Raw genomic sequence first — 22500 nt, 5'->3', positions numbered from 1 at the left:
GTTGCGCAAACGTTTTCGTTACAATGCCGCGCAATAACACGGATGCCCGGTTGGGTGCGTTAGGTGAGTTTTTAGGCAAAAACTCACCTAACGCTCTCTGTAATGTTCAAATCCTGGGGATTTAATACCATGCAACAACGTCGTCCAGTCCGCCGTGCCCTGCTCAGTGTTTCTGACAAGGCCGGTATCGTCGAATTCGCGCAGGCACTTTCCGCTCGTGGTGTTGAGCTACTGTCTACCGGTGGTACCGCACGCCTGCTGGCTGATAAAGGTCTGCCGGTAACCGAAGTCTCTGACTACACCGGTTTCCCGGAAATGATGGATGGACGTGTTAAGACCCTGCATCCAAAAGTGCATGGCGGCATCCTCGGCCGTCGCGGCCAGGATGATGAGATTATGGCGCAGCACGCCATCTCTCCTATTGATATGGTAGTTGTTAACCTTTACCCGTTTGCGGAAACCGTCGCACGTGAAGGTTGCTCGCTGGAAGATGCAGTCGAAAATATCGATATCGGCGGCCCGACCATGGTGCGTTCCGCGGCCAAGAACCATAAAGACGTCGCTATCGTAGTGAAGAGCAGTGACTACGACGCCATTATTAACGAGATGGACGCCAACGACGGCTCCCTGACCCTGGCTACCCGCTTCGACCTCGCGATTAAAGCTTTCGAACACACTGCAGCCTATGACAGCATGATCGCCAACTACTTTGGCAGCATGGTTCCGGCCTATCATGGTGAGACGCAGGAAGCATCCGGCCGTTTCCCACGCACGCTGAATCTGAACTTCATTAAGAAGCAGGATATGCGTTACGGTGAGAACAGCCACCAGCAGGCAGCCTTCTATATAGAAGAAAGCATTAAAGAAGCCTCCGTCGCCACCGCGCAGCAGGTGCAGGGCAAAGCCCTCTCTTATAACAACATTGCCGATACCGATGCGGCACTGGAGTGCGTGAAAGAGTTCAGCGAACCGGCATGCGTCATCGTTAAGCACGCCAACCCATGCGGCGTCGCGGTTAGCGACACGATTCTGGATGCTTACGATCGCGCCTACAAAACTGACCCAACCTCAGCCTTCGGCGGCATTATCGCCTTCAACCGCGAGCTGGATGCCGAAACCGCACAGGCCATCATCTCTCGCCAGTTCGTCGAAGTGATCATTGCCCCATCAGCCAGTGAAGCTGCGCTGAAAATTACGGCAGCGAAGCAGAACGTCCGCGTTCTGATCTGCGGCGAATGGGCTGCACGCGTGCCGGGCCTCGATTTCAAACGTGTCAACGGTGGACTGCTGGTACAGGATCGCGATCTGGGCATGGTCACCGCCGATGATCTGCGCGTGGTCACTAAACGTCAGCCAGACGCACAAGAGCTGCGCGATGCGCTGTTCTGCTGGAAAGTAGCGAAGTTCGTGAAATCCAACGCCATTGTGTATGCCAAAGAGAACATGACCATCGGCATTGGCGCGGGCCAGATGAGCCGCGTCTACTCCGCTAAAATTGCTGGCATTAAAGCCGGTGACGAAGGTCTGGAAGTTAAAGGCTCAGCGATGGCCTCCGATGCCTTCTTCCCGTTCCGGGATGGTATCGATGCGGCTGCCGCAGTGGGCGTCACCTGCGTGATTCAACCAGGCGGATCCATTCGCGACGAAGAAGTCATTGCCGCTGCCGACGAACACGGCATCGCGATGATCTTCACCGACATGCGTCACTTCCGCCATTAATTCACGGAGCAGAACATGAAAGTATTAGTGATTGGTAACGGCGGGCGCGAGCACGCGCTGGGATGGAAAGCCGCACAGTCTCCGTTGGTGGACACCGTGTACGTCGCGCCGGGTAACGCCGGTACCGCGCTGGAACCTGCGCTGCAGAACGTGAATATCGGCGTGACCGATATTCCGGCATTGCTGAGCTTTGCCCAGCGCGAAAAGATCGACCTGACCATCGTCGGCCCGGAAGCGCCGCTGGTGATTGGCGTGGTGGATGCCTTCCGTGCGGCTGGTCTGAAAATCTTCGGACCGACCGAAGGCGCCGCCCAGCTGGAAGGCTCTAAAGCGTTCACCAAAGATTTCCTCGCACGGCATAACATCCCGACTGCGGAATATCAGAATTTCACCGACGTCGAGCCTGCGCTGGCCTACCTGCGCGAGAAAGGCGCACCGATCGTCATCAAAGCGGACGGTCTGGCTGCCGGTAAAGGCGTTATCGTCGCGATGACGCTCAAAGAAGCGGAAGACGCGGTTCAGGATATGCTGGCCGGTAACGCCTTCGGCGACGCGGGCCACCGTATCGTGATCGAAGAGTTTCTTGATGGTGAAGAAGCCAGCTTTATCGTCATGGTCGACGGCGATCACGTCCTGCCGATGGCCACCAGCCAGGACCACAAGCGCGTAGGCAACGGCGATACCGGCCCGAACACCGGCGGTATGGGCGCCTACTCACCTGCCCCGGTCGTGACGGATGACGTTCATCAGCGCACGATGGATCGTATTATCTGGCCAACGGTCAAAGGTATGGCGGCAGAAGGTAATACCTACACCGGTTTCCTCTACGCCGGGCTGATGATCGACAAACAGGGTAATCCTAAGGTTATCGAGTTCAACTGTCGCTTCGGCGATCCGGAAACGCAGCCGATCATGCTACGCATGAAATCCGATCTGGTGGATCTGTGCCTTGCAGCCTGCGATGGCAAACTGGACGAGAAAACCTCCGAATGGGACGAGCGCGCCTCACTGGGCGTGGTGGTTGCTGCCGGCGGTTACCCGGGTAACTACGGCACCGGCGACGAGATCTTTGGCCTGCCGCAGAGCGATGCGGCAGATGGCAAAGTGTTCCATGCCGGCACGAAGCTGACCGACGACCAGCGTGTGGTCACCCAGGGCGGTCGCGTCCTGTGCGTAACGGCGCTGGGTGATACCGTCGCCCAGGCACAGCAGCGTGCTTATGAGCTCCTCACCGGCATTCATTGGGATGGCAGCTTCAGCCGCGACGATATCGGCTGGCGCGCAATCGCCCGCGAGCAGCGCTAACGCCTGAGCGTCATCTCAGCATCGCCTTATTAACGGACGGCTTCAGTATTGAAGCCGTCCGTTTTTTTATCATCTACAGAAGCTGAGCCGCGAGTTATGTATAAAGATGTGTCGGGAAATACAGAGAGAGGAACCGCGAAGGTAAGACTGGCATGTACTCTGACGGGCGTCAGAAGGTTTTTTCCTGCGGTTGCCAGGTACAGAAGTCTTCGTTGGCCACCAGCAGCAGCTGAGCACCATCCGAGGCTTCGAGCCACGCTACGCTCACTTCAACAGATGAATGACTCTGGCGACGTTCAACGAAGGCCAGTGCCCGCGCGTCCAGCTCCGGCTTCACGGTTTGCCCTTCGCAGGTCGTTACCGTCCGGTTAGCATGCCAACGCCCCTGGCGGAGGACAACACGCCCCTGGCGTAATGCATCGCTGGTCTGGCGAATCTGTGTCGCCCGATAGCGGTAAAGCGCGACCTGATCGCTGGAGAGCTGTTGTTTTTGCCCATCCACTTCACGCTGCATAAAGCTCAGCTCACCCTGGTCATCAAAGCGGGCGCGGATATGTTCAGTGGGTTTGCCGTAGACGTTGAGTTCGATCAGCCTGAGTTTGTCACCTTGCCAGCGGTATTCGCTGGTTGAGGTATTGCCGTGACGCCACGGACTGAAGGCGGCAAGAAGATGCACTTCGCCGTTGGAATCCAGACGCCAGATGCGCATCGCGCCCTGGTTATCCGCATAGCCACTGGCGGTAAAAGGCGGGACAGAGGAATGACTACTACAGGCAGAGAGCAGCAGTGTACCCACCAGCACCGCGACACGGCGCCAGATAGACAAAAGGGGCGGTAAGGCCCCTTCGTTAAAACTGTACACTGCCACGCAGTCTTACTTGACTGCGTCTTTCAGAGCTTTACCAGAAACAAACGCCGGCACGTTAGCAGCGGCAATTTTGATTTCGTTACCGGTCTGCGGGTTGCGGCCAGTACGCTCAGCGCGGTGGTTCACTTTGAAGGTACCGAAACCAACCAGTTGAACAGCATCACCTTCTTTCAGAGACTCAGTAATTGCAGCCAGGGTAGATTCCAGGGCAGCTTTTGCCTGTGCTTTGGACAGGTCAGCTTTGTCCGCAATTACATCAATCAGTTGAGTCTTGTTCATAAGTTATCCTTACAATGTGTTTATCGCTTGCTAAGCACCGAGTGCGACGGAAATGCCTGAAAAGCACTCTCCTGCATACACGCACCGATAGCCACTTTTTTTCGCCCTCCAAATGTAGACCAGACGGGGGGCGGAATGGAAGCCTTCAGACGCGACAATTCAGGCGGTAAATCACGTTTTCTGGTCTCACTGCTTAAAATTTATACCAATATTGCTCTCGCCAGCCTCGCGGAGGTCTGCGCGCAGTCCTTTGATCAGTTCAATGTCGCGCTCTTCACAGTCGGCCAGCAGACGGAAAATCTCCCACTGAATATCCCATTCCTGCTCTACCGCTGGGTTTTCTTTGAGCTCTTCATCGGTCATTTCGCGACCAGCCTGGGTCATTTCCAGCATTGCTACTGTTGTGATGGAACTCTTACTCACCTCAATTGCGTGCTCAAGCGTTTCTCCGCTCAGGCGCGAGTGAATCAGTTCGCTCAATGCAACACAGGCGTCGATGGCAGGATAAACACCATACAGATCGTAATCGTCGGCTGCCGGAATGGCTTCCTCCAGCTTTTCGAGCTGGCTGTCAAAATTCACCTTCGCATCTTTGACCGTCAGAGTTTCCCAAATCAGATCGAGAATACGGCGATACAGCTGACCATCGGCAAACTCAGTTTGCTGGCAGAACATGGCGTAATTGGGGTACATGCGCTCGCACAGACAAGCCATAAAGGTGACGTGCTGCCAGCTTTCAAGCTTCTCCAGACGCAGATGAATCGGGTTTTGTAACATGATGAATTCTCGAAGTCAGAAATTAGCCGCAGTGTACCTGAATCAGCCGTGATTTGCTTGCCAACGCAAAAACGCCGGACGCCGTGAAGCGACCGCATCCGCCCAGCGCGTTGGCTCTGGCAGACGGTAGCCCTGCATACAACGCTGAACCCATGTCAGCGCGCTATCAAGGGAGACGCGATGGCCGGTGCTGATAAAGAGTGGATTACAGCGCGCTTTACTGCGCCAGACCCACGCCAGCTGTTCGCTTTTGTCCATCAACGGCGCCAGCGCCCCCACTTCGTCGTCGGGCAGCGTAAACTGCCCACACAAACGCTTTTTCGCCACGCCAATGGTCGGTACATCCACCAGCAGGCCAAAATGGCTGGCGACGCCCAGCCGCCGTGGATGGGAAATGCCGTGTCCGTCGACAAATAACAGACCCGGCTTTTGTGACAGCTGTTGCCACGCCGCCAGCAGCGCGGGGGTTTCACGAAAAGAGAGAAAACCGGGGATGTACGGCATGGTGGTCGCTACCCGCGCTACCTGATATTCCACCAGCTCCAGCGACGGGTAGGCGAGCAACACCATGGCCGCCCGCGTCACTGCGCCGTCTTGCTCAAAACCGACGTCCGCGCCACCGATCAGCCCGCAAGCATCCGGATCCCAGCGATCCTCACGGATAACCGAGCCGGCCAGCATCTGCTGACTGGCACGAAGGGACGTCAGATCCATCGCCATACCTTAGCGATGATATTGTGCTGAAAGTCGGTGCACCGCCTCGACAAACACGCCGGCATGCTCAGGATCCACATCCTGATGAATACCATGACCGAGGTTGAAGACGTGACCTTCACCCTGACCAAAGCCGGCAAGAATCGATCCGACTTCTTCTTCAATACGGCCCGCAGGCGCATACAGCATAGAAGGATCCATATTCCCCTGCAGCGCCACTTTATGGCCGACACGACGCCGGGCATCGGCAATATCGGTCGTCCAGTCGAGGCCCAGCGCATCGCAGCCGGTCTCCGCCATTGCTTCCAGCCACTGTCCGCCACCTTTAGTGAACAGCGTGACCGGTACGCGACGGCCTTCGTGTTCACGCAGCAGGCCATCCACGATTTTGTGCATGTAGTAGAGCGAGAACTGCTGATAATCGCGACCGGTCAGCACGCCGCCCCAGGTATCGAAAATCATCACCGACTGCGCGCCGGCTTTAATCTGGGCATTCAGATACAGCGTGACGCTTTTTGCCAACTTATCGAGCAGAGCATGCAGCGCCTGCGGGTCGGCATACATCATTTTTTTGATCACGGTGAAGGCTTTGCTGCTGCCACCTTCCACCATATAGGTCGCCAGCGTCCACGGGCTACCGGAGAAGCCAATCAGCGGAACATCGCCATTGAGCGCGCGGCGAATGGTGCGCACGGCATTCATCACATAGCCGAGTTCATCTTCCGGGTCGGGCACCGGCAGTTTATCGACATCGGCTTTGCAGGTGATGGTCGAGGTGAAGCGTGGACCTTCGCCGGCTTCGAAGTACAGCCCAAGCCCCATCGCATCCGGGATGGTCAGGATATCGGAGAAGAGGATCGCCGCATCCAGCGCATAGCGACGCAGTGGCTGCAACGTAACTTCACAGGCAAGCTCGGCGTTTTTACACAGCGACATAAAGTCGCCCGCTTGCGCACGAGTCGCTTTGTACTCCGGTAAATAGCGGCCAGCCTGACGCATCATCCAGACAGGGGTCACGTCCACAGGCTGGCGTAACAGCGCTCGCAGGTAACGATCGTTTTTTAGTTCGGTCATGTTATTCATCCTGATCCCATTTTACGCCAGTGTATCACGTCACTCCGCCTCTGCCCGACACAGTGCCACGGTATCTTCTATCAGCCGGCGCGCCACGGTCCCCGGCGGCGGCAATAGTGGTAAATCGTCGTAGCGATACCAGCCCGCCTGCAGCAGCTCTTTCTTGTCGATCACAATGTCGCCGCTATCATACTCCGCCATAAACGCGGTCATCAGCGACTGGGGGAATGGCCACGGCTGGGAGGTCACATAGCGCAGATTTTTCACCTTCAGGCCGCACTCTTCCATCACTTCGCGGGCCACCGCCTGTTCCAGGGTCTCCCCCACTTCGACAAATCCGGCCAGCACCGTGTGTACGCCGTTACGATGACGGGTATGCTGTGCCAGCAGGATCGTATCGTCCCGACGGATCGCCACGATCATGCACGGGGCAATTTGCGGGTAGTAGCGCTCGCGGCAGTGGCCACACAGCATCGCCCATTCGGTTTTGCTCGGGTGCATCGGGTGGCCGCAGTAACCGCAGAATTTATGCGAACGATAAAACTCGCTCAGTTGGATGCCGCGCCCCGCCAGCTGAAACAGCCCCGGATCGCTATCCAGCACCTGGCGTAACGATCCCATATCTTGCCGACGATCCTGGCGCACCATCCACACCGCATCACCTTGCCATTCACCGATATGCAGCGCGTGCTGGCCGACAAGATTGAAATTTACCGCTTCGCCATGTGGTAATTCCCCGCCGGGTAACCATAATTTTTGTTCGTGACTGACGATCCACCAGCCGCGATCTAATTTTTCAATAATACGATCCATATCTATTGCACTACCTTCGTTTTACTGGCACTTTTAACATTATATTTACATTTTGGTGAGCAACGTTATTTTCTTAAACTTGCGGAGTCAACCATGTTAAACCAGCTGGAAAACCTAACGGAACGTGTTGGAGGCAGTAATAAACTGGTCGATCGCTGGCTACATGTACGTAAGCATTTGCTCGTGGCTTACTACAAGCTGGTTGGCCTGAAGCCCGGCAAAGAATCCTTTATGCGACTGAACGAAAAGGCGCTGGATAATTTTTGCCAAAGCCTGGTGGACTACCTCTCCTCCGGCCATTTTAATATTTATGAACGTATTCTTGGCGAAATGGAAGGCAATACACCACTTTTGGCCGCGACCAAACTCTATCCGCAGCTGGAAGCCAACACTCAGCTGATTATGGATTGCTACGACTCCTGCCTCGAAAACGCCATCGACCACGATAACTATCTCGAATTTCAGCAGGCACTGTCCGATATCGGCGAAGCGCTGGAAGCGCGATTCGCGCTGGAAGACAAGCTGATCGTGCTGGCGATATCGCACAACCTGAAAGACAACATCAGTGACAATATCGCGCCGACAGCTTGAGTTGTGCGCTGTTAACGAGTAGTTTACATACGTTCCCCCTCGCTGGAGGGGGATGTATCTTGTCGGAGTGCCCATTTTCCACAACAGCGTTCGTGATGCCTCAAGGCAGCACGAAGGATGAAGCGGAAAAGGCTGAGACCGTTAATTCGGGATCCGCGGAACCTGATCAGGCTAATACCTGCGAAGGGAACAAGAGTAAACTGTCCTATGCGACCGTCCCTCCAGGACCGATCGCCTCTGTTACTCCATCCGTCGTCTGACAAGCCATGTCCTTTTTCATCTGGAATGCGCTATGTCTGCAACAAAATCTGAACCAAAACTCACCCGTCGGGAACAGCGCGAACGCGCCCAGCATTTTATCCATACCCTGGAAGGGACCGCCTTTCCCCGCTCGCAACGCATCTACATCCAAGGCCAGCAGGCGGATATCCGCGTACCGATGCGGGAAATCCAACTCAGTCCCACCTTGATTGGCGGTGATAAAGCCCAGCCGCAGTACGAACAAAACGAAGCGATCCCGGTGTACGACACCTCCGGCCCTTATGGCGACCCCGACGTGGCGATCGATGTGCGCCAGGGCCTGTCAACGCTGCGCCAGCCGTGGATTGATGCACGCGATGACAGCGAACCGCTGCAGGAACGTAGCTCCCTGTATACCAAAGCGCGTCTCGCCGATGACGATCTTGATACGCTGCGTTTTCGTGGCCAGCTGACGCCACGGCGCGCGAAACCTGGCAAATGCGTCACCCAACTCCACTATGCCCGTCAGGGGATCGTGACGCCTGAAATGGCGTTCATCGCTATCCGTGAAAACATGGGCCGGGAGCGCATACGCGGGGAGGTATTGCGCCACCAGCATCCGGGGGAAAGTTTCGGCGCCCGACTGCCGGACAATATCACTGCAGAATTCGTCCGCGATGAGGTCGCTGCCGGACGGGCCATCATCCCTGCCAACATCAACCACCCGGAATCTGAGCCGATGATTATCGGCCGCAACTTCCTGGTGAAGGTCAACGCCAACATCGGCAACTCGGCGGTGACTTCCTCCATCGAAGAAGAGGTGGAAAAACTGGTGTGGTCAACGCGCTGGGGCGCCGATACGGTGATGGATTTGTCCACCGGGCGGTATATTCACGAGACTCGCGAATGGATCCTGCGTAACAGCCCGGTTCCCATCGGCACCGTGCCGATTTACCAGGCGCTGGAGAAGGTCAACGGGATCGCCGAGAACCTCACCTGGGAAGCCTTTCGCGATACCCTGCTGGAGCAGGCGGAACAGGGCGTCGACTATTTCACGATCCATGCCGGCGTCCTGCTGCGCTATGTGCCGATGACCGCCAGACGCCTGACCGGCATTGTCTCCCGCGGCGGCTCTATCATGGCCAAATGGTGCCTCTCGCATCATCAGGAAAACTTCCTCTACCAGCATTTCCGCGATATCTGTGAGATTTGCGCCGCCTATGATGTCTCCCTCTCCCTCGGCGACGGCCTGCGCCCCGGCTCGATTCAGGATGCCAACGATGAAGCGCAGTTTGCCGAGCTGCATACCCTGGGTGAGCTGACCAAAATCGCCTGGGAATATGATGTGCAGGTGATGATTGAAGGCCCGGGCCACGTGCCAATGCAAATGATCCGCCGCAATATGACCGAGGAACTCGAGCACTGCCATGAAGCGCCGTTCTATACGCTGGGGCCGCTGACCACCGATATCGCCCCGGGCTATGACCACTTCACCTCCGGCATCGGCGCGGCGATGATCGGCTGGTTCGGCTGTGCCATGCTCTGTTATGTAACCCCGAAAGAGCACCTCGGCCTGCCGAATAAAGAAGATGTGAAACAGGGGCTGATCACCTACAAAATTGCGGCCCACGCTGCGGATCTGGCGAAAGGCCATCCCGGCGCGCAGATCCGTGATAATGCCATGTCCAAAGCCCGTTTTGAATTCCGCTGGGAAGACCAGTTCAACCTCGCCCTCGACCCGTTCACCGCCCGTGCCTATCACGACGAAACGCTACCGCAGGAATCCGGCAAAGTCGCCCATTTCTGCTCCATGTGCGGGCCCAAATTCTGTTCAATGAAAATCACCCAGGAAGTGCGGGACTATGCCGCCCGCCAGAACATCGAAAGCGGAATGGCCGATAAGTCGCAGGACTTCCGCGCTCGCGGCGGTGAAATCTATTTACGTAAGGAGCAAGCCTGATGTATCAACCCGATTTTCCGTCCGTTCCGTTCCGGTTAGGCCTCTACCCGGTCGTCGATAGCGTGGTCTGGATCGAACGCCTGCTACGCGCTGGCGTGCGTACCCTTCAGCTACGCATTAAAGATAAGCGCGATAGCGAAGTTGAAGCCGATGTCATCGCCGCGATCGCGCTCGGGCGCCAATACCACGCCCGGCTGTTTATCAATGATTACTGGCAGCTGGCGGTAAAACATCAGGCCTACGGCGTGCATTTAGGACAAGAGGACCTGGAGACAACGGACCTGAACGCTATTCGTCAGGCCGGCCTGCGTCTCGGCGTGTCGACCCATGACGATATGGAAATCGACGTTGCACTGGCAGCACGTCCTTCCTATATCGCCCTGGGTCACGTATTCCCTACGCAAACCAAGCAGATGCCTTCCGCCCCGCAGGGTCTGGAGCAGCTCGCCCGCCATATCCAGCGGCTGGCAGATTACCCGACGGTCGCGATCGGCGGTATTAGCCTGGAACGGGCGCCACTGGTACTGGAAACCGGTGTCGGCAGCATCGCGGTGGTCAGCGCCATAACTCAGGCGGCGGACTGGCAGCAAGCCACTGCGCAATTGCTGGACATGGCGGGAGCGGGCGATGAATGACAGCGATTTTATGCGCTACAGCCGCCAGGTGATGCTGGAAGATATTGCGATTGAAGGTCAACAAAAGCTGCTGGCCAGCCGGGTGCTGATCGTCGGGCTCGGCGGACTGGGTTCGCCCGCCGCCCTGTATCTGGCCGGGGCGGGCATTGGCACGCTGGTTATCGCGGACGATGATGATGTACACGTCAGTAACCTGCAGCGGCAAATTCTCTTCACCAGCGATGATATTGCCCGCCCGAAAACGACCGCCGCCCGGCAGCGCCTGACCCGGCTGAATCCACAGGTTGAGATCGTCACCTTGCAGCAACGTCTGGCCGGCGAAACCTTGCACCAGGAGGTCGCCAAAGCGGATGTGGTACTGGACTGTACCGATAACATGGCAACCCGCCAGGCTATCAACGCTGCCTGTGTCGCGCAGGCGACTCCGCTGATCACCGCCAGCGCCGTTGGGCTTGGCGGTCAGTTGATTGTACTGACACCGCCGTGGAATCAAGGCTGCTACCGCTGTCTGTGGCCGGATAGCACTGAACCTGAGCGTAACTGCCGTACGGCGGGAATTATCGGGCCGGTAGTCGGCTTGATGGGCACCCTTCAGGCACTGGAGGCTATCACCTTGCTTTCCGGTATGGCGACGCCGCGCAACACCTTGCGGTTATTCGACGCACGAACCAGCCACTGGCGCAGCCTGACGCTCCAGCGCGCACAGAGTTGCCCGGTCTGTGGAGGGCAGCATGCAGATTTGGTTTAACGATCAACCCATGCAGTGCATCGACGCCACCACCGTCGCCGCTTTGCTTCTTCAGTTAGAACAGCAGCAGGCGGGTATCGCGCTGGCGCTCAATCAACAGGTCCTGCCGCGCGAGCGGTGGGAACATCATCTTCTGCAGGAAGGCGATCGGGTCCTGCTTTTTCAGGTCATCGCCGGAGGCTGACATGTTACGTATCGCGGACAAAACGTTTGAATCTCATCTTTTTACCGGAACCGGCAAATTCTCTGCGCCGGAAGTCATGGTCGACGCTATTAGCGCCTCGGGCAGCCAGCTGGTCACGCTGGCGCTAAAACGCGTCGATCTGCGCCAGCATAATGACGCCATTCTCGCTCCATTACTGGCCGCCGGCGTCAGCCTGTTGCCGAATACCTCAGGGGCAAAAACGGCGGAGGAAGCCGTCTTCGCCGCCCGACTGGCCCGGGAAGCGCTAGGGACCCACTGGCTGAAGCTCGAAATCCATCCAGACGCACGCTGGCTGCTGCCAGACCCGATTGAAACCCTGAAGGCGGCGGAAGTGCTGGTACGGGAAGGTTTCGTGGTGCTGCCTTATTGCGGCGCCGACCCGGTGCTGTGTAAACGGCTGGAGGAGGTCGGCTGTGCCGCAGTGATGCCGCTGGGCGCGCCGATTGGCTCAAATCAGGGCCTGGAAACGCGGGCGATGCTGGAAATTATTATTGAGCAGGCCACGGTGCCGGTAGTGGTAGATGCCGGGATTGGCGTTCCCAGCCATGCCGCGCAGGCCCTTGAAATGGGCGCGGATGCCGTGCTGGTCAACACCGCCATTGCCGTGGCCGACGACCCGGTGACCATGGCGCGGGCTTTCCGCCTGGCGGTCGAGGCAGGCGTGCTCGCTCGCCAGGCGGGTCCGGGTTCGCGTAGCGCCCAGGCGCAGGCCACCAGCCCGCTGACCGGTTTTCTGGAGACGCTGGTATGAGCACCTTTACCGAACGCTGGAAACAGCTGGAGTGGGATGACATCCGCCTGCGCATCAATAGTAAAACACCAGCCGATGTCGAACGCGCGATGGCCGCAAAACAGCTCAGCCGTGACGATATGATGGCCCTGCTCTCCCCTGCCGCCGCCGGCTATCTGGAGCCGCTGGCGCAGAAAGCGCAGCGGCTGACCCGCCAGCGTTTTGGCAATACCGTCAGCTTTTACGTACCGCTGTATCTCTCTAACCTGTGCGCCAATGACTGTACCTACTGCGGTTTCTCGATGAGCAACCGTATTAAACGCAAAACATTAGATCAGGACGAGATCGCCCGTGAATGCACGGCCATTCGCGCGATGGGCTTTGAGCATCTGCTGTTGGTGACCGGCGAGCACCAGAGCAAAGTTGGTATGGACTATTTTCGTCGCCATCTGCCGGCGATCCGCAGCCAGTTCGCCTCCCTGCAGATGGAAGTGCAGCCACTGGCCATGGAAGAGTACGCGGAGCTAAAAACGCTCGGGTTGGACGGCGTGATGGTCTATCAGGAGACCTACCACGAAAGCATGTACGCGCAACACCACTTGAAAGGCAACAAGCAGGACTTTTTCTGGCGTCTGGAAACACCGGATCGGCTTGGCCAGGCGGGGATCGATAAGATCGGCCTCGGGGCATTAATTGGCCTTTCAGACAGCTGGCGCGTGGATTGTTATATGGTGGCGGAGCATTTGCTGTGGCTGCAGCAGCACTACTGGCGCAGCCGCTATTCGATTTCATTCCCCCGGCTACGCCCTTGTGCCGGCGGCGTTGAGCCCGCATCGCTGATGGACGAGCGTCAACTGGTGCAGACCATTTGCGCCTTCCGCCTGCTGGCACCGGAGATCGAACTGTCGCTCTCGACGCGCGAATCCCCGGCATTCCGTGACCAGGTGATCCCGCTGGCGATTAACAACGTCAGCGCGTTTTCCAAAACCCAGCCCGGCGGGTATGCCGACAACCATCCGGAACTGGAACAATTTGCGCCTCACGATGGCCGCCGCCCTGAAGAGGTCGCCGACGCGCTGGTGTCGCGCGGATTGCAGCCGGTGTGGAAAGACTGGGATAGCTGGCTGGGACGTTCCTCACAGCCGTAATGAAAAGCAAAGAAAGCGACGAGATGTTTTACGTCGCTTTATCCAATGCGAAAAATGGATGATGGTCACCGCACAGCCGTTTTCCTATTCTTGTCCGGTCAGCAGCGGACGCTGACCAGGGCGAACATCTTCTCTTCCTCATTTTCGCCCTGCCTCATCACCGCGTTGGCCGTTACTGCACGGGTATTGTGGCCGAAGATAAATCACATCATCCCCGGTGCCATGGTTATAATTGACCAGGAGTTATCTTGTTCTCTCGCCAGGCATTACGGCTAAACCTGCGCTTTAATCCACGGTTATACCTTCAGGAACGATTTACGACACATGGCACGTCACAACAGAAAACTGTCTTTCACTATGCCAATTTTGCTTGGATTCGCGGGTATTCTCCTCAGTTTTTTGCTGATCGCGGTGTTTGTCACCCTGGCGCAAAAAAAGAATTTGATTGAGGAGTATCACTCCGTTAATCGTAATTTCACCTATAACCTCGCGGTGAATTACACAGAATCGGTGCTGCGTGGAAATGATTATATTCTCGGGCGTGCCACGAAATTCTTTGCTAACTATGACCGGTTAAATCAGTCCGTTAACGTCGATCCTCAAAAAGGATTACAGGATTTAATGCAGCTCCAGGAACTGATGCCTAACGTCTCCTCTATTTCGCTGGCGGATACCCAGGGTCATTATCTACGGGCGCCGGAAGTGCTGCCGAGTAAAGAGAGCCGGACCTTTACACCCCAGTCCAGGCCGTGGTTTATCAAGCAGGCCGAAGTGAGTACGTTCAGTCTTTATACCTCAACATACCTTGATTATTTTACCCACCACCCGACCATCACACTTTTCAGACCCGTTATCTCACCCGAAGGCCGGCTCAAAGGCACACTCGCTTTTCACCTGGATCTGACCTCAATGGGCTATGCCTTGCGCCAGATGGCCGCCCCGATGCAGGGGGAGTTTTTTGTGGTGCAACGTGACGGGAAAGTCGTTATCCATCCTGACCCTGGCGTGCTGTTTAAACCCTACGCCAGCGAAGCTTTGATGGACAAAATGACCAGCGCTGAAGGTCAGCTCTATGACAAAACCTCAGACACCTGGTATTACTATTACTCTTTTACGAATCCCGACTGGTTCGCCATTTACCGCGTTACCAACGCCACGCTGGTCGATATGTCGCGCCACGAATCCACTGTTGTTATCTGGGGCTTTGCGCTATCCGCTATTGTGATCGTTCTGTTCGGTCTCTATCTGCGATACGCTTCACGCACGGTACTGATGAACATCATCAACGCGATTAAAACCGGGGAAGTTAACCGCGCGCCGCGGCTCGAAGCCATGCTGAGTAAAGCCATCGAAAGCAATAAACAACGCGAGCTTACCTATGTGCGTCAGGCAACGATTGACGCACTGACCGGCTGTAAAAACCGCCGCGCCTTCGACAGCGATGTCGCTGCGCTGATGAACGATCACCACCCCTTCGCACTGGCACTGGTGGATATCGATAACTTTAAATCTATTAATGACACCTGGGGCCACCTCAACGGCGACATTGTTTTGCGTAACGTTGCGCGCGAAGGGCTGCAGATCCTACAACCCGAACAGATTTCGCTCTACCGCTATGGCGGGGAAGAGTTTGCCGTCATTTTCACGCAGCAACATCTCGCGAATGCCCATGCCCTTCTCGACAACTGGCGAGAGAAGATTGCGCAGCGGACCTGGCGTGAAGATGGATTGACGGTGACCTTTAGTTCCGGGTTGGGAGAATGGAACATGGAACCGCTGGATAAACTGGTCGTGGCCGTGGATGAGGCGCTGTATAAAGCGAAACAACAGGGCAAAAACTGCATCGTGCGGGTTTAACGCTGATGACCCCTGAAAGCCCACTTCGGTGGGTTTTTTATTAATTCACGGGCAAAATTGAAACCGGTTTCATTATTTTGTGATGCCTTACACACAATCGCGGTAAAGCGGTTGTCGCGCCCCTCTCCCCGCGATAAAGATGATGCATCAAGGGAACATAAGGGCCACCCATTATGAAGAACATCGTGTTATGTTGCGCCGCCGGAATGTCCACCAGCATGCTGGTTCAACGCATGCAAGACGCTGCGAAGAAGAAAGGTATTGAAGTCTCAATTAAAGCCGTACCGGTCGCTGAGTTTAAAGATAACCTCGCCACAGCGGACATCATTCTGCTGGGTCCGCAGGTGAAGTATGAGCAGGCGAAACTGCAGGCGATGGCCGACCCGCTCGGTAAGAAAGTCGCGGTTATCGATATGATGGATTACGGCATGATGAAAGGTGATGCCGTTCTTGATAAAGCCCTGAAGTTGATGGAGTAAACCATGGAAGATTTAGAAACAACCATCATGGAGCTGTTGGTGAACGCCGGTTCAGCACGCAGTTGCGCATTAACCGCCTTGCAGCTGGCGCGTAAAGGCGATTTTGCCGCCTCCGAGCAGGCCATGGCCGAATCACATGAGTTCGTAAAGCACGCGCATAAAATCCAGACTCAGCTCATCGGCCTTGATGAAGGCACCGGCAAACTCCCGGTCAACCTGATTACGGTTCATTCCCAGGATCATCTGATGAATGCGATGGTCATTCAGGATCTGGCCACCGATATGATTGAACTGTATCGCCGTACGGCACAGTAAATAAACCACGTCCGTTAAAAGCAGGTGCCTGAAGAGGCACCTGCTTTTTTATTACAGAAAGCCGTACAGCGCGGCGAATATCCAGCCAAACACACACGACACGCTGACGCCGATCAGCCCCGGCAGAATAAAGCTATGGTTAATCACGAAACGGCCAATATGGGTGGTGCCCGAACGGTCGAACTGAATCGCCGCCAGGTCGCTTGGGTAGGTCGGCAGAATGTAATAGCCATAGCAGGCGGGTGCGGAGGCCACGATATAGGCAGGGTCGACGCCAATCGCCAGCGCCACAGGAACAATCGCCGCCAATGCCGCGGCCTGGGAGTTCACAAATTTGGACACCAGCAGCAGGACGATAGCGTAAGCCCAGGGATACTCCTGCACCATTTCGCCCAACACGCCTTTAATCTCGGTCATGTGTGCGCCAAACATGGTTTCCGCCATCCAGGCGATCCCGTACACCGCCACTATCGCAATCATCCCCGAACGGAACACTTCATTCTTAGAAATCGCGGCCGGGTTGGTTTTGGTGATAATAATAATGAGCGCACCGGAGAGCAGCATAAACATCTGGATCACCAGCACCATCGAGAGTGGCTTACCGTCGAATGCCGGGCGCAGCTCAGAGAAGGCTCCCAGTACCGCCACCACGGCAATAGATGCCAGGAAAATCCACATAGCAACCCAGTTACTGGCTGGCAGTTTCCGGTCAAGCAGCGTGGCCGTGTCACCGTATACATAGTGGCGGTTTTCTGGCGTCGAGATAAAGGCCTGGAACTCTTCGTCCTTGTCCAAGTCCTTACCACGAAACCAGCTAAAAATACCGATAGCCAGAATACCCAGCAGCGTTGACGGAATGGTAATCGCTAACAGGTCGAGGAACTCGAGATGTTTACCGTTAAAGGTGAAATTCCCCAACATCGCCACCAGCGACACCACCGCAACCGACACTGGGCTGGCGATAATCCCCATCTGTGCGCCAATCGAACTTGCCGCCATCGGCCGTTCGGGGCGTATGTTGTTCTTGATCGCGACGTCGTAAATAATTGGCAGGATCGTATAGACCACGTGCCCGGTGCCGCAAAGAATGGTCAGGGTACAGGTGACAAAGGGTGCCACAATCGAAACATATTTGGGGTTACGCCGCAGAAGTTTTTCCGCAATCTGCAGCATCACATCTAATCCACCGGATGCCTGCAACGTTGCCGAGGCGGCCACCACCGCAATAATCACCAGCATCACATCAACCGGCGGCTTACCTGGCTGAAGATGAAAGACAAAGACTAAAATCACCAGCCCGATACCGCCCAGCAGACCAAGCGCGATGCCGCCTTTTCTGGCACCATAAAACAGGCATATTAAAATAATGACGAGTTGTATTGCGAATTCCATGCATCCCCCAGACTCAGTCTATTAAAATCAAAAATGCAGCGACCGCTGTCGTTCTGTTAACCCACTCCCCTGTCGCAGGTCTGTTTTGCAGATATAAGACACCCTCTCCGGTTTCAAGAAACTGAAGACATAAAAAAGTAATCACATGATTAATTGGACTTTTTGACTATATCGCCTTTGATTTGACGATTTTTTGATACGTGTAGAATTTTTACCCATCAATTTGTATGGGTATTAAGAAAAAGAGAAGGCTCTTTATCTATATGGCTTGTTTGCTGCTTAATTGAGGGAAAAACATTAATGGAATGTAATTTATTATGGGGAATATAAGGTAACGATTAGCCCGGCAGCAATCGGAGATAATAAAAAAGCCAGTCAGGAGACCTGACTGGCTTTTACGCGAAGCGTCAACGATTAATCGTTGTCGGAACCGCCCAGACCTGCGTTCAGCAGTTCTGCCAGGTTGGCAGAAGCTTCTTCAACGCTTACCTGCGGTGCAGCCGGCTGTTCGCCCGCGGCACGACGGCGCATACGATCCTGATGGTACGCATAACCGGTACCAGCCGGGATCAGACGACCCACGATAACGTTCTCTTTCAGGCCACGCAGTTCGTCGCGTTTACCCGCAACGGCTGCTTCGGTCAGGACACGCGTGGTCTCCTGGAACGATGCGGCAGAGATGAACGACTCGGTTGCCAGAGACGCTTTGGTGATACCCAGCAGGTCGCGGGAGAAGGTCGCCGCCACTTTGCCGTTCGCTTCCAGATCGCGGTTCGCAATCTTGACGCGGGAGTATTCAACCTGTTCGCCTTCCAGGAAGTCGGAGCTACCAGCGCTCTCGATGGTCGCTTTACGCAGCATCTGACGAACGATAACTTCAATGTGCTTATCGTTAATCTTAACGCCTTGCAGACGGTAAACGTCCTGTACTTCGTTGGTGATATAACGCGTTACCGCGTGTACACCACGAAGACGCAGAATGTCGTGCGGTGCTTCCGGACCGTCGGAAACCACATCACCACGTTCTACACGTTCACCTTCGAACACGTTCAGCTGACGCCACTTCGGAATCATCTCTTCGTACGGATCGCTACCGTCTAACGGCGTGATAACCAGACGACGTTTACCTTTGGTCTCTTTACCGAAGGAGATGATACCGCTGATTTCAGCAAGGATCGCAGGCTCTTTCGGACGACGCGCTTCGAACAGGTCAGCAACGCGTGGCAGACCACCGGTGATATCTTTGGTACCACTGGATTCCTGAGGAATACGCGCCAGGGCGTCACCTGAGTGAATCTGAGTGCCGTCTTCCAGCTGCACAATCGCTTTACCCGGCAGGAAGTACTGAGCAGACATATCGGTGCCTGGGATCAGAACGTCGTTACCGTTAGCATCAACGATTTTCAGCGCCGGACGCAGATCTTTACCACCCGCGGTACGTTCTGCAGAATCCAGAACAACCAGGGATGACAGACCGGTTAATTCGTCGGTCTGACGGGTAATGGTCTGGCCGTCGATCATGTCGGTGAAGCGAATGAAACCGCTGACTTCAGAGATAACCGGCATGGTGTGCGGATCCCAGTTTGCAACGGTTTCACCGCCAGCAACCTGCTCACCATCACCTTTCGCCATTACAGCACCGTAAGGTACTTTATAGCTCTCTTTGGTACGGCCGAATTCGTCGATCAGTTTCAGTTCGGTGTTACGCGAGGTCACTACCAGCTTGCCGGCAGAGTTCACAACCGATTTAGCATTGCTAAGACGGATGCTACCTTTGTTTTTCACCTGAATGCTGGATTCAGCAGCCGCACGAGATGCCGCACCACCGATGTGGAACGTACGCATCGTCAGCTGGGTACCCGGCTCACCGATGGACTGTGCCGCGATAACACCGATAGCCTCACCTTTGTTGATGATGTGGCCACGTGCCAGGTCACGACCGTAGCAGTGCGCACAGACACCAAAGTCGGTGTCACAGGATACGACAGAACGTACTTTGACGGAGTCAACGGAGTTCTCTTCCAGCAGGTCACACCAGTGCTCGTGCAGCAGCGTGTTGCGTGGAACCAGAATATCCGCGGTACCCGGCTTCAGAACGTCTTCAGCAGTTACACGACCCAGTACGCGATCGCGCAGCGGCTCTTTAACATCACCACCCTCGATAACCGGGGTCATGGTGATGCCTTCCAGGGTGCCACAGTCGTCTTCAGTAACAACCAGGTCCTGTGCAACGTCAACCAGACGACGAGTCAGGTAACCGGAGTTCGCTGTTTTCAGTGCGGTATCCGCCAGACCTTTACGAGCACCGTGGGTGGAGATGAAGTACTGGAGTACGTTCAGACCTTCACGGAAGTTCGCGGTGATCGGCGTTTCGATGATGGAGCCATCCGGCTTCGCCATCAGACCACGCATACCAGCCAGCTGACGAATCTGTGCCGCAGAACCACGCGCACCGGAGTCGGCCATCATGTAGATGCTGTTGAAGGAAACCTGCTGCTCTTCGACGCCGTCACGGTTAATAACGGTTTCGGTTTGCAGGTTATCCATCATCGCTTTGGATACACGATCGTTCGCCGCAGCCCAGATATCGATAACTTTGTTGTAGCGTTCGCCAGCGGTAACCAGACCGGACTGGAACTGTTCCTGGATCTCAGCAACTTCGGCTTCCGCCTCAGAGATGATCTCGTGTTTTTTCTCCGGGATGACCATGTCATCGATACCAACGGATGCACCTGAACGCGCTGCATAAGCAAAGCCGGTGTACATCGTCTGGTCCGCAAAAATAACGGTCGGTTTCAGGCCCAGAATACGGTAGCAGGTATTCAGCATCTTAGAGATGGCTTTCTTACCCAGCGCCTGGTTCACGATAGTGAACGGCAGACCTTTCGGTACGATCATCCACAGAATGGCACGGCCAACGGTCGTGTCTTTCAGGCTGGTTTTCGCAACAAACTGGCCATTTTCGTCTTTTTCGTATTCGGTGATACGCACTTTAACGCGCGCATGCAGAGAGGCCAGGCCAGCGCGATAAATACGCTCAGCTTCTTTCGGGCCAGTCAGCACCATGCCTTCGCCTTTGGCGTTAACACAGTCACGGGTCATGTAGTACAGACCCAATACAACGTCCTGAGACGGAACGATGATAGGTTCGCCGTTCGCCGGGGACAGGATGTTGTTGGTAGACATCATCAGCGCACGCGCTTCCAGCTGGGCTTCCAGCGTCAGCGGTACGTGAACAGCCATCTGGTCACCATCGAAGTCGGCGTTATATGCCGCACAAACCAGCGGGTGCAGCTGGATAGCTTTACCTTCGATCAGTACCGGTTCAAACGCCTGGATACCCAGACGGTGCAGAGTTGGTGCACGGTTCAGCAGTACCGGGTGTTCGCGGATAACTTCATCCAGGATATCCCAGACGACAGCTTCTTCACGCTCAACCATTTTCTTCGCGGCTTTGATGGTGGTGGCCAGGCCACGCAGTTCCAGCTTGCCGTAAATGAACGGTTTGAACAGCTCCAGTGCCATTTTCTTCGGCAGACCGCACTGATGCAGACGCAGGTATGGACCTACGGTGATAACAGAACGACCGGAGTAGTCAACACGCTTACCGAGCAGGTTCTGACGGAAACGACCCTGTTTACCTTTGATCATGTCGGCCAAAGATTTCAGAGGACGTTTGTTAGAACCGGTGATCGCACGACCGCGACGACCGTTATCCAGCAGGGCGTCGACCGCTTCCTGCAGCATACGTTTTTCGTTGCGTACGATGATATCCGGCGCAGCCAGATCCAGCAGACGTTTCAGACGGTTGTTACGGTTAATGACGCGACGATACAGATCGTTCAGGTCAGAAGTCGCGAAACGACCACCATCCAGCGGAACCAGCGGACGCAGATCTGGCGGCAGAACCGGCAGAACGGTCAGGATCATCCACTCCGGCTTGTTGCCAGACTGAACGAATGCTTCCAGCAGCTTGATGCGCTTGGTCAGCTTTTTACGCTTGGTTTCGGAGTTGGTTTCGTTCAGCTCTTCGCGCAGAGTTTCACACTCTTGCTCCAGATCCATGCTCTTCAGCAGGGCCTGGATAGCTTCCGCACCCATCTTCGCGTCGAATTCGTCACCGAACTCTTCCAGCGCATCCAGATACTGCTCTTCAGTCAGGATCTGGTTACGTTCCAGGTTGGTCATGCCGCCTTCGATAACCACATAAGATTCGAAGTACAGAACACGTTCGATATCACGCAGCGGCATATCCAGCAGCAGGCCGATACGGGACGGCAGCGACTTCAGGAACCAAATGTGGGCAGTCGGAGACGCCAGTTCGATGTGGCCCATGCGCTCACGACGCACTTTAGTCTGGGTCACTTCAACGCCGCACTTCTCGCAAATCACACCACGGTGTTTCAGGCGCTTGTACTTACCGCACAGGCACTCGTAGTCTTTTACTGGCCCGAAAATACGCGCACAGAAAAGGCCGTCACGTTCTGGTTTGAACGTACGGTAGTTAATGGTTTCCGGCTTTTTAACTTCACCAAAAGACCATGAACGGATCATGTCTGGCGATGCCAGAGCAATTTTGATCGCATCAAACTCTTCGGTTTTAGTTTGCGCTTTCAGAAACTTTAATAAGTCTTTCACGGATTTGCTCCCG

General features: G+C 55.5%; 20 protein-coding genes and 1 riboswitch. Of the genes, 12 read left to right on the top strand and 8 right to left on the bottom strand.

Annotation, left to right across the window (positions count from 1 at the left end; translation table 11 throughout):
* Nucleotides 1-129 precede the first annotated feature (129 nt).
* Nucleotides 130-1719: a bifunctional phosphoribosylaminoimidazolecarboxamide formyltransferase/IMP cyclohydrolase gene (purH, locus tag ACMYSO_RS15240; protein ID WP_434665641.1), complete on the top strand. Its 1590-nt coding sequence runs from the start codon at nucleotides 130-132 to the stop codon at nucleotides 1717-1719.
* Between the two features lie 15 nt (nucleotides 1720-1734).
* Entirely contained in the window at nucleotides 1735-3024 is a 1290-nt protein-coding gene (purD, locus tag ACMYSO_RS15235; protein WP_434665638.1) for a phosphoribosylamine--glycine ligase, read from the top strand.
* 169 nt (nucleotides 3025-3193) lie between these two features.
* On the opposite strand, the gene ACMYSO_RS15230 is transcribed toward purD, so the two are convergent.
* The 6 genes from ACMYSO_RS15230 to nudC all read right to left on the bottom strand — a co-directional run bounded on the left by ACMYSO_RS15230 (nucleotide 3194) and on the right by nudC (nucleotide 7549).
* A complete protein-coding gene (locus tag ACMYSO_RS15230) occupies nucleotides 3194-3886 on the bottom strand; it encodes a DUF1481 domain-containing protein (protein ID WP_434670818.1) in 693 nt (230 codons plus the stop codon).
* A gap of 12 nt (nucleotides 3887-3898) precedes the next feature.
* Nucleotides 3899-4171, bottom strand: a complete 273-nt coding sequence (hupA, locus tag ACMYSO_RS15225; RefSeq protein ID WP_004097675.1) for a nucleoid-associated protein HU-alpha — start codon at nucleotides 4169-4171, stop codon at nucleotides 3899-3901.
* 186 nt (nucleotides 4172-4357) lie between these two features.
* Entirely contained in the window at nucleotides 4358-4948 is a 591-nt protein-coding gene (locus tag ACMYSO_RS15220; protein WP_434665635.1) for a YjaG family protein, read from the bottom strand.
* Nucleotides 4949-4990: 42 nt separating this feature from the next.
* Nucleotides 4991-5662, bottom strand: coding sequence for a deoxyribonuclease V (gene nfi / locus ACMYSO_RS15215; protein WP_434665632.1), 672 nt, complete (start codon nucleotides 5660-5662; stop codon nucleotides 4991-4993).
* A gap of 9 nt (nucleotides 5663-5671) precedes the next feature.
* A complete protein-coding gene (gene hemE / locus ACMYSO_RS15210; RefSeq protein ID WP_434665630.1) occupies nucleotides 5672-6736 on the bottom strand; it encodes a uroporphyrinogen decarboxylase in 1065 nt (354 codons plus the stop codon).
* A 39-nt stretch (nucleotides 6737-6775) separates the two neighbouring features.
* Nucleotides 6776-7549 carry an NAD(+) diphosphatase gene (gene nudC / locus ACMYSO_RS15205; RefSeq protein ID WP_123758164.1) on the bottom strand — a complete coding sequence of 258 codons (774 nt, stop codon included), beginning with the start codon at nucleotides 7547-7549 and terminating at the stop codon, nucleotides 6776-6778.
* Between the two features lie 93 nt (nucleotides 7550-7642).
* Here nudC and rsd point away from each other — a divergent pair, with 93 nt between their 5' ends.
* From rsd to ACMYSO_RS15155, 10 genes are all read left to right on the top strand, one after another.
* Complete coding sequence (rsd, locus tag ACMYSO_RS15200) at nucleotides 7643-8140, top strand: sigma D regulator (RefSeq protein ID WP_123758163.1); 498 nt, start codon at nucleotides 7643-7645, stop codon at nucleotides 8138-8140.
* A gap of 53 nt (nucleotides 8141-8193) precedes the next feature.
* Nucleotides 8194-8346: riboswitch (TPP riboswitch) on the top strand.
* An 86-nt stretch (nucleotides 8347-8432) separates the two neighbouring features.
* On the top strand, nucleotides 8433-10340 hold the full coding sequence (thiC, locus tag ACMYSO_RS15195) for a phosphomethylpyrimidine synthase ThiC (protein ID WP_434665628.1): 1908 nt from the start codon (nucleotides 8433-8435) through the stop codon (nucleotides 10338-10340).
* Complete coding sequence (thiE, locus tag ACMYSO_RS15190; RefSeq protein WP_434665625.1) at nucleotides 10340-10975, top strand: thiamine phosphate synthase; 636 nt, start codon at nucleotides 10340-10342, stop codon at nucleotides 10973-10975. Before thiC ends, thiE begins: the two co-directional genes overlap by 1 nt.
* Entirely contained in the window at nucleotides 10968-11723 is a 756-nt protein-coding gene (locus tag ACMYSO_RS15185; protein WP_434665622.1) for a HesA/MoeB/ThiF family protein, read from the top strand. The genes thiE and ACMYSO_RS15185 overlap by 8 nt, the downstream gene beginning before the upstream one ends.
* Nucleotides 11707-11907: a sulfur carrier protein ThiS gene (gene thiS / locus ACMYSO_RS15180; protein WP_434586845.1), complete on the top strand. Its 201-nt coding sequence runs from the start codon at nucleotides 11707-11709 to the stop codon at nucleotides 11905-11907. The genes ACMYSO_RS15185 and thiS overlap by 17 nt, the downstream gene beginning before the upstream one ends.
* Nucleotide 11908: 1 nt before the next feature.
* A complete protein-coding gene (gene thiG, locus ACMYSO_RS15175) occupies nucleotides 11909-12679 on the top strand; it encodes a thiazole synthase (RefSeq protein ID WP_434665619.1) in 771 nt (256 codons plus the stop codon).
* On the top strand, nucleotides 12676-13806 hold the full coding sequence (gene thiH / locus ACMYSO_RS15170; protein ID WP_434665616.1) for a 2-iminoacetate synthase ThiH: 1131 nt from the start codon (nucleotides 12676-12678) through the stop codon (nucleotides 13804-13806). Before thiG ends, thiH begins: the two co-directional genes overlap by 4 nt.
* Before the next feature lie 324 nt (nucleotides 13807-14130).
* Nucleotides 14131-15663: a sensor domain-containing diguanylate cyclase gene (locus ACMYSO_RS15165; RefSeq protein WP_434665613.1), complete on the top strand. Its 1533-nt coding sequence runs from the start codon at nucleotides 14131-14133 to the stop codon at nucleotides 15661-15663.
* A gap of 218 nt (nucleotides 15664-15881) precedes the next feature.
* Nucleotides 15882-16142 carry a PTS sugar transporter subunit IIB gene (locus tag ACMYSO_RS15160; protein WP_434670817.1) on the top strand — a complete coding sequence of 87 codons (261 nt, stop codon included), beginning with the start codon at nucleotides 15882-15884 and terminating at the stop codon, nucleotides 16140-16142.
* Between the two features lie 3 nt (nucleotides 16143-16145).
* Complete coding sequence (locus tag ACMYSO_RS15155) at nucleotides 16146-16457, top strand: PTS lactose/cellobiose transporter subunit IIA (RefSeq protein ID WP_123758153.1); 312 nt, start codon at nucleotides 16146-16148, stop codon at nucleotides 16455-16457.
* Between the two features lie 51 nt (nucleotides 16458-16508).
* Here ACMYSO_RS15155 and ACMYSO_RS15150 read toward each other — a convergent pair whose 3' ends face one another.
* Together ACMYSO_RS15150 and rpoC are read right to left on the bottom strand one after the other, a co-directional pair.
* Complete coding sequence (locus ACMYSO_RS15150; protein WP_434665610.1) at nucleotides 16509-17849, bottom strand: anaerobic C4-dicarboxylate transporter; 1341 nt, start codon at nucleotides 17847-17849, stop codon at nucleotides 16509-16511.
* Between the two features lie 414 nt (nucleotides 17850-18263).
* On the bottom strand, nucleotides 18264-22487 hold the full coding sequence (gene rpoC / locus ACMYSO_RS15145) for a DNA-directed RNA polymerase subunit beta' (protein WP_123758151.1): 4224 nt from the start codon (nucleotides 22485-22487) through the stop codon (nucleotides 18264-18266).
* Between the last annotated feature and the right edge of the window lie 13 nt (nucleotides 22488-22500).

It is taken from the genome of Klebsiella sp. B345 (assembly GCF_051131735.1).
In the GTDB taxonomy this organism is placed as follows: Bacteria; Pseudomonadota; Gammaproteobacteria; order Enterobacterales; family Enterobacteriaceae; genus Klebsiella.
Note: the sequence above shows the minus strand (reverse complement) of the source record. Positions and strands in the feature narration are given on the sequence as shown.

Bases quoted from the DNA above. Each gene is read 5' to 3' on its own strand.
- purH (WP_434665641.1), top strand. From the start codon at position 130: ATGCAACAACGTCGTCCAGTCCGCCGTGCCCTGCTCAGTGTTTCTGAC.
- purD (WP_434665638.1), top strand. From the start codon at position 1,735: ATGAAAGTATTAGTGATTGGTAACGGCGGGCGCGAGCACGCGCTGGGA.
- hupA (WP_004097675.1), bottom strand. From the start codon at position 4,171: ATGAACAAGACTCAACTGATTGATGTAATTGCGGACAAAGCTGACCTG.
- ACMYSO_RS15220 (WP_434665635.1), bottom strand. From the start codon at position 4,948: ATGTTACAAAACCCGATTCATCTGCGTCTGGAGAAGCTTGAAAGCTGG.
- nfi (WP_434665632.1), bottom strand. From the start codon at position 5,662: ATGGATCTGACGTCCCTTCGTGCCAGTCAGCAGATGCTGGCCGGCTCG.
- hemE (WP_434665630.1), bottom strand. From the start codon at position 6,736: ATGACCGAACTAAAAAACGATCGTTACCTGCGAGCGCTGTTACGCCAG.
- nudC (WP_123758164.1), bottom strand. From the start codon at position 7,549: ATGGATCGTATTATTGAAAAATTAGATCGCGGCTGGTGGATCGTCAGT.
- rsd (WP_123758163.1), top strand. From the start codon at position 7,643: ATGTTAAACCAGCTGGAAAACCTAACGGAACGTGTTGGAGGCAGTAAT.
- thiC (WP_434665628.1), top strand. From the start codon at position 8,433: ATGTCTGCAACAAAATCTGAACCAAAACTCACCCGTCGGGAACAGCGC.
- thiE (WP_434665625.1), top strand. From the start codon at position 10,340: ATGTATCAACCCGATTTTCCGTCCGTTCCGTTCCGGTTAGGCCTCTAC.
- ACMYSO_RS15185 (WP_434665622.1), top strand. From the start codon at position 10,968: ATGAATGACAGCGATTTTATGCGCTACAGCCGCCAGGTGATGCTGGAA.
- thiS (WP_434586845.1), top strand. From the start codon at position 11,707: ATGCAGATTTGGTTTAACGATCAACCCATGCAGTGCATCGACGCCACC.
- thiG (WP_434665619.1), top strand. From the start codon at position 11,909: ATGTTACGTATCGCGGACAAAACGTTTGAATCTCATCTTTTTACCGGA.
- thiH (WP_434665616.1), top strand. From the start codon at position 12,676: ATGAGCACCTTTACCGAACGCTGGAAACAGCTGGAGTGGGATGACATC.
- ACMYSO_RS15165 (WP_434665613.1), top strand. From the start codon at position 14,131: ATGGCACGTCACAACAGAAAACTGTCTTTCACTATGCCAATTTTGCTT.
- ACMYSO_RS15160 (WP_434670817.1), top strand. From the start codon at position 15,882: ATGCTGGTTCAACGCATGCAAGACGCTGCGAAGAAGAAAGGTATTGAA.
- ACMYSO_RS15155 (WP_123758153.1), top strand. From the start codon at position 16,146: ATGGAAGATTTAGAAACAACCATCATGGAGCTGTTGGTGAACGCCGGT.
- ACMYSO_RS15150 (WP_434665610.1), bottom strand. From the start codon at position 17,849: ATGGAATTCGCAATACAACTCGTCATTATTTTAATATGCCTGTTTTAT.